The following is a 6,142-nucleotide window of genomic DNA, read 5'->3' on the forward strand; positions in this document are numbered from 1 at the left end:
GGGAGGGGCCAGGCGAGGCCGAGGTGCTCGGCCAGCTCTGCGGGCTCCCAGGCGCGCACGGTGGGCGCGTCGGGACGGATGAGCCATGTCACCGGCGCGCGGCGTCCATCCTTGTGGTTGAGGGTGCCGGCGGGGCGGAGTAGATCGTTGTCTGCGACCTTGGAGGCGTCGGCGTGCGGCCCCAGGTACGCGCCGAGAGCGGCGCAGAGGGCGCTGTGCTCGTCGGCGGTCACGGAACGCGTGAGACGCACGTAGACGTGGCCGTGCGGTGCCCCCTGGGAGATGGAGCCGGAGGCGACCGCGAGCGCGCCGAGCTCGCGCACGAGCTCGAGGTCTAGGGGGCCGTCCACGTCGGCGTGCGCGTGGCGGCGGGCGACGGCTCCGCCCTTGTAGCGCCCTCCCTCGTGGGCGTACGGGCAGGCGTAGACATCAGCGTGCTCGCTCAGGTCCACGAGGGTCTCGGCGAGAGCCTCCGCCATGTCGGCAAACGACCCGGGGCCGTCGTGGAGGCTCACGCCGCGCGGGTACTCTTTCCGGTCGTCGGCGGTGCGTTCTGCGAGGCGGACGCGTCCGCCGTCGTCGTGGGGGAAGAACTCGCGGAGCCATGCGGCGGCGTCTGCGGTTCGCTGGGCAACGTCGGGCGTCGCGTGGGATGATGGGGGCACAGTCTCGTCCTGACCTCTACCCCCGCCCGGTCTCCACCCGGGCGGGGGTTGCTCTGTCTCTAGGGCTTGTTCTTCACGGTGTGCTCCAGACAGGTGCGCCGGCTCAGCGGCGTGAGGCTCAGGCGGCTGTGGCGAGGTACTCGTTCAGCGCGGAGAGCGGGACGCGGATCAGACGTCCGACGCGCACGGCGCGGAGGTCGCCGCGGTGGATCAGGCGGTAGACGAGATCGGCGTTGCAGTCGAGGTGCTCGGCGACCTCGGTCACGCGGAGCACGCGCTCCGGTTCGGCCTGAGTCGTGGGCGTGGGGGCCTCGGGGGTCTGGGCAGTCATGGGAGTTCGCTCCGTTCGTCGTGCGCGTCGTCCGCGCTCGTCCGGTCTGTCCCCTCCAGCTTGCAACAGAACTAGAGGGGTGCGAAACTGTACGCATGAAGGTGTTCAAGAACAGTTGGAGCGTGTGGGGCTGGAGTCGCCACGAGGAGGCCGAGCTCCCACAGGCCGGTGCTCCCGATCCTCTGCGGCCGGACGTCCGGGCCGAGATCTGGGCGACGCTGGCCGAGGCGGGCGACGACGACACAGTGGAGCTCCCTGCGTGGGCGTTGCGCTCGCTCATGGCGGAGACCGAGCCGAGCGGGCGTGACGTGCCGGGAGTGCTCATCACGGACGATCAGCGCGGCGTGCATTATCGCGCGACGATCCACGACGATGGGCGAGAGGCGACGCTCCGAACGCTCGAGGTCGCGCCGACAGATCTCCCGGCGGACGAGGCGTTGTTTCAGCCTCCCGTGCGGAGCATCGTGCGCGCGGCGGATCGGTTCCTCCGAGCTCAGCGGATGGACGCAGAGGAGGGCGTGGCGCTCGTTGCTCAGCGCGACGAGCCCGCGCGCCCGTCGCGCCGCCGACGTCCTGACGACGGCACGTTGTGCGAGCACCTGAACGCGCGCATGAACCGGGACGAGATCGCCGAGCGATACGGCGTCTCGCCCAACACCGTGGATCAGTGGTTGAGGCGGGGCCGCAAGAACAGCCCCGATCTCCCGTGGCCCCCGCGCACACGCGGCCCCCGTCCGCGCGACTGACTCGCCCAGACCCCCGCACGCCGCCCGGCGTGCGGCTACCCCAAGGAGAACAACGATGAGAACAGGCTCACGGCGGGCAGTACCCGCCGATGCCATGAAGAGGTGCCCCTCGTGCGGGACGCCGCGAGGCAACGTCCGCCGCGGCTGGGAACCGATCGAGCAGGCCGGCGCGGTCGTCGGCTACACCTGCCCCGACTGCCCGGAGTGGGGCGAGCCCATCGCCCGGGTCGAGACAGCCCAGGGCGTGCGCTGGACGGCCCGTGTGTCCGTCACGGCCCCCGGGGCTCGCCAGCGCCGGCAGTCCCGGCGCACGTTCCCCACGCTCGCGGAGGCGCGCGCATGGGTGGCCGAGGTGCGCGAGGGCGTGCGTTCCCAGGGCACGTACGCGGCCCCGGCGGTGCTGACCGTTGCGGACCTGTGCCAGTTGTGGCGGAAGCGCAGTCACGACGTCCGCGAGGTGACGATGGAGCACTACGACGAGATGCTGAAGTACATCACGCACGAGTCGAAGGGCCTGGGGCACGTGCCCGCGCTCGAGCTCTCCCGTCCGCACGTGGACGAGTGGGTGCAGGCGCTCGCCCGGTGCGGCGGTCGCGTCACGCGCCAGCATCCCGAGGGCCGGCCCCTGGGACAGCGCACCGTGCGTGGGGCGCTCAAGACTCTCCGCATGGTGCTGGACTACGCCGTAGAGGCGGACGCGGTGCCGAAGAACGTCGCCACCGGCGTCAAGGTTCCCAAGAGTGCCCAGCCGCCTAAGACGTCTAGCCATTGGACGCCCGCTGAGCTCCTCGCGTTCCGCGCCGTGAGCGACCTTGACCGCCTCGCGGCGGCGTGGCGGCTCACGCTGTCCGGCATGACGCGCGCCGACGTGATGGGCCTGCGCTGGGAGGACGTGGACCTCGAGGCGGGCACCGTGACCGTCTCCCAGGGGCGGGTGCAGTCCATCTCCCGGGGCGGCGAGACGTACGTGGACGACCCCAAGAGCGCCCAGCGCGCTCGGACGGTCCACGTGGAGGACATGCACCCAGGCACGGTGGAGCTGTTGCGAGCGCTCAAGGCGCGTCAGGCGCGCCATCAGCTCAAGGCTGGCGCGGCCTGGCACTCTACGGGCTATGTCGTCGTGGACGAGCTTGGGCGTCCGGTACGCCCCGAGTGGTACTCGGACCGGTTCCGCGCGCTGTGTCGCAAGGCCGGCGTTCCCACGATCCGCCAGCACGAGACGCGGCACTCTATGGCGGGACTCCTGCATTCGATCCACGTGACCCCTGCCGACGCGGCCGCGCTACTGGGGCACACGCTTGAGGTCCACCTCGCGGCCTACCTGCCCCGCTCCGGCGTGGCCGGCGTGGAGCGCGCCGGGCAGGCGTTCGGCGAATGGCTCGCCAGCGCATCGGCCGACACAGATCCGGCGCCCGTGGCACAACTCAGCTGAGGCCGCTCGGCAGTCCCTCAACCTGCCGAGAGACGTTCAGCGATCTGTGCCTGACTCTGTGCCAGGCAGAGAAAGAGGCCCCGGCTCATCCCTCAACGATGAACCGGGGCCTCATTCCATTTTCCCTCGTCAGATGCGGACTCTGACCCGTGGGAACGTGGTCGGGCTAGCGGGATTTGAACCCACGACCTCTTGACCCCCAGTCAAGCGCGCTACCAAGCTGCGCCATAGCCCGTGGCGAATCGCGGTCATCCGCGCTTCGGCACCCGATGAGCATACCCCACCGGCACCGCCGGGCGCGAATCGGAAGCGGGCCTGCCAGGTCGTCGTTGTCAGGGGCAAACCGCGCGACACCCCCGAAACGTGAACAAGGGGCCCACGTCCTCTTCACAGACGTGAACCCCTCATCCCTTGACCGAGGGCCACCCGACCGAGAGTCCCCCAGCGACCGCGGCCCCGGCGTACCGGTGGGCCTGGCGGTCTGCACGAACCCTCTCATGACTGAGGGTGCAGTCGCGCACGTGAGAAGTGTAACACGCTGAGCCGCTCCGATCCGCCGTTCCGGGCGCGTCGCAGGGGCGTGTCGGGGGCCTCACGGAGCCCCGTCGCAGGTTCAGAACGTGAAGGTTCGGTCCCCCACGCGGAATTCGACGTCCTCCAGGTCCGGGATGGCGTCGCGCGCCCGGTCCGCCGCCTCCCGCATCGTGTCCTCGAGAACCTGGGGATCGGCCTCGAGCAGGGACTGGCCGTACTCGATGACCACCTTCCCGTCCTCCCGAAGGGCCTCGACGTCGACGATGTCCGAACCGGAGGGCAGCGATCGCGTCAGGTCCTCGACGACCTCGGCGGCGCGCTGGTCCGCCTCCTCGAGGGCGCCCTCGGCCTCCTGGCGCAGCTGCCCCAGGTCCACGCGGTCCGAGGCGTCCGCCTCCAGCTCGCTGATCCGGTCCTCGGCCTGGGCGAGCCGGTCCTCCGCGCTTTGCAGCGCGGCCCGGGTCGCGCCGTCGTCGACCGCGCAGCCGGATGCGGCCAGCGCGAGCGCGGCCAGGGTGGCCAGGGACAGGGCGGCGGGGCGACGTCGGATGAGGCTCATGCCCTCAGGCTACGAGGCGAAGGTGGACGAACGGTGGGAGCCGGCCGGGACGACGACGTCCCCCGACGCGGGTGGTCGAGGGACGTCGTCGGGGCGGGGCCGGATCAGCGGCGGCGACCGCGCTTCTCGCGCACGCGCATCCCGATCTCGAGGGGCGTGCCCTCGAACCCGAAGGTCTCGCGCAGGCGGCGCACGATGAACCGGCGGTACCCGGGGTCCAGGAACCCGGTGGTGAACAGCACGAACTTGGGCGGCCGGCTCGAGACCTGGGTCGCGAACAGGATGCGGGGCTGCTTGCCGCCGCGCAGCGGGTGCGGGTGGGCCGCCACGAGCTCGCCGAGGAACGCGTTGAGCTTGCCCGTGGGGATACGGGTGTCCCATGAGTCCAGGGCGAGGTCCAGCGCGGGGACGAGACGGTCCTTGTGCCAGCCGGTCTTCGCGGAGATGTTCACGCGCGGTGCCCACGCGACGTGCGCCAGGTCCCGCTCGATCTCCTTGGCCAGCTGGAGCCGCCGATCCTCATCCACCTGGTCCCACTTGTTGAACGCGATCACGAGGGCGCGACCGGAGTCCAGCACCATCTGGAGGATGCGCACGTCCTGCTCAGAGATCACCTGCGGCGCCTCGAGCAGCACCACGGCCACCTCGGCGCGGTCCAGGGCCGAGGCAGTGCGCAGCGACGCGTAGTAGTCGGCGCCGTGGGCCATGTGCTGCCGTCGACGGATGCCGGCGGTGTCCACGAAGCGCCACAGGCGTCCGCCGAGCTCCACGAGCTCGTCCACGGGGTCGCGCGTGGTGCCGGCCAGGTCGTCCACCACCACGCGGTCCGAGCCGGCCAGCTTGTTCAGCAGCGAGGACTTGCCCACGTTCGGCCGGCCCACGAGGGCGATCCGGCGCGGGCCGCCGCGCGGCACGAGACCGCCGTGGGCGGACTCCTCCGGCAGTGCCTCGAGCGCGGCGTCCAACAGGTCCGCGACGCCGCGGCCGTGCACCGCGGACACCGGGTACGGGTAGCCGAAGCCGAGCGACCACAGGGTGGCGGCGTCGGCCTCCTGGACCATGTCGTCCACCTTGTTGGCGGCCACGATCACCGGGCGGTCCTTGCGACGCAGCATCGAGACCACGGCCTCGTCCGTGGCCGTCATGCCGACGGTGGCGTCCACCACGAACACGACGGCGTCCGCCACGTCCACGGCCAGCTCGGCCTGCTCGGCCACGCGACGGTGGATGCCCTTGGCGTCGTGCTCCCAGCCGCCGGTGTCCACCACGGTGAACTCGCGGCCGTTCCACTCGGCGTCGTAGGAGACGCGGTCGCGCGTCACGCCGGGCACGTCCTCCACCACGGCCTCACGGCGGCCGATGATGCGGTTGACGAGCGTGGACTTGCCGACGTTCGGCCGGCCCACGATGGCCAGCACGGGCGGCACGGGCGCGTCGACGTCCTCGTCGGGCCCGAGCTGCCACGCGTCGAGGAGGGCGGCGTCGTCCTCCTCGAGCTCGTAGTCCTCGAGGCCGGCGCGCAGCGACGCGGCGCGCGCCTCGGCCTCCTCCTCGGTCATGGCGGCGAGCCGCTCGGCCACCTGATCGTCGCCGGCGGGGACGAACTCGTCCTCACCGGAGCGGTGCTGGGGGTTCTCGGTCATCGTCGGCCTCCCTTCACGGCCGGAATGCCGGCCTGGTCCTCGACGGCGGCCAGGACGGCCGCCACGGTCTGCTCGAAGTCGAGCTCGGTGGAGTCCACGAGCGCCACCCCGTCGGCGGGGCGGTCGAACGTGGACACGGTGGCGTCGCGGGCGTCGCGCCCGGCCACCTGACGGTGCAGCGTGCCGGCATCGACGCCGGTCTCCCCCGCCGCGGCCAGCTGGCCCGAGCGGC

General features: G+C 71.7%; 6 protein-coding genes, 1 tRNA gene and 1 pseudogene. 2 read left to right on the top strand and 6 right to left on the bottom strand.

The genetic code is table 11. From position 1 onward, the window contains the following. Together HMPREF3105_RS05495 and HMPREF3105_RS05500 are read right to left on the bottom strand one after the other, a co-directional pair. On the bottom strand, window positions 1-479 hold a 479-nt coding region (locus HMPREF3105_RS05495; RefSeq protein ID WP_141762440.1), incomplete at its 3' end, for a hypothetical protein. 304 nt (window positions 480-783) lie between these two features. Beyond that, window positions 784-996: a helix-turn-helix domain-containing protein gene (locus HMPREF3105_RS05500; RefSeq protein WP_070708938.1), complete on the bottom strand. Its 213-nt coding sequence runs from the start codon at window positions 994-996 to the stop codon at window positions 784-786. Window positions 997-1,091: 95 nt separating this feature from the next. Between HMPREF3105_RS05500 and HMPREF3105_RS05505 the strand changes: the two genes are divergently transcribed. Then, window positions 1,092-1,742, top strand: coding sequence for a helix-turn-helix domain-containing protein (locus HMPREF3105_RS05505; RefSeq protein WP_070708939.1), 651 nt, complete (start codon window positions 1,092-1,094; stop codon window positions 1,740-1,742). 94 nt (window positions 1,743-1,836) lie between these two features. Continuing rightward, entirely contained in the window at window positions 1,837-3,174 is a 1,338-nt protein-coding gene (xerC, locus tag HMPREF3105_RS05510; protein WP_070708940.1) for a site-specific integrase, read from the top strand. Between the two features lie 158 nt (window positions 3,175-3,332). Here the strand turns inward: xerC and HMPREF3105_RS05515 are convergent. The 4 genes and pseudogenes from HMPREF3105_RS05515 to HMPREF3105_RS05530 all read right to left on the bottom strand — a co-directional run. After that, window positions 3,333-3,409, bottom strand: a tRNA-Pro gene (locus HMPREF3105_RS05515). A 378-nt stretch (window positions 3,410-3,787) separates the two neighbouring features. Continuing rightward, the gene (locus HMPREF3105_RS05520; RefSeq protein ID WP_020628098.1) at window positions 3,788-4,267 is read right to left on the bottom strand and encodes a hypothetical protein; all 480 of its coding nucleotides are present in this window, start codon (window positions 4,265-4,267) and stop codon (window positions 3,788-3,790) included. A gap of 104 nt (window positions 4,268-4,371) precedes the next feature. Continuing rightward, window positions 4,372-5,910 carry a ribosome biogenesis GTPase Der gene (gene der / locus HMPREF3105_RS05525; protein ID WP_020628099.1) on the bottom strand — a complete coding sequence of 513 codons (1,539 nt, stop codon included), beginning with the start codon at window positions 5,908-5,910 and terminating at the stop codon, window positions 4,372-4,374. Next, a pseudogene (locus HMPREF3105_RS05530) lies at window positions 5,907-6,142 on the bottom strand (cytidylate kinase); the annotation flags it as partial. The pseudogene HMPREF3105_RS05530 and the gene der, both read right to left, overlap by 4 nt.

The sequence above is a fragment of the Micrococcus sp. HMSC31B01 genome (assembly GCF_001816085.1).
In the GTDB taxonomy this organism is placed as follows: domain Bacteria; phylum Actinomycetota; class Actinomycetes; order Actinomycetales; family Micrococcaceae; genus Micrococcus; species Micrococcus luteus.

Bases quoted from the DNA above. Each gene is read 5' to 3' on its own strand.
- HMPREF3105_RS05500 (WP_070708938.1), bottom strand. From the start codon at position 996: ATGACTGCCCAGACCCCCGAGGCCCCCACGCCCACGACTCAGGCCGAA.
- HMPREF3105_RS05505 (WP_070708939.1), top strand. From the start codon at position 1,092: ATGAAGGTGTTCAAGAACAGTTGGAGCGTGTGGGGCTGGAGTCGCCAC.
- xerC (WP_070708940.1), top strand. From the start codon at position 1,837: ATGAAGAGGTGCCCCTCGTGCGGGACGCCGCGAGGCAACGTCCGCCGC.
- HMPREF3105_RS05520 (WP_020628098.1), bottom strand. From the start codon at position 4,267: ATGAGCCTCATCCGACGTCGCCCCGCCGCCCTGTCCCTGGCCACCCTG.
- der (WP_020628099.1), bottom strand. From the start codon at position 5,910: ATGACCGAGAACCCCCAGCACCGCTCCGGTGAGGACGAGTTCGTCCCC.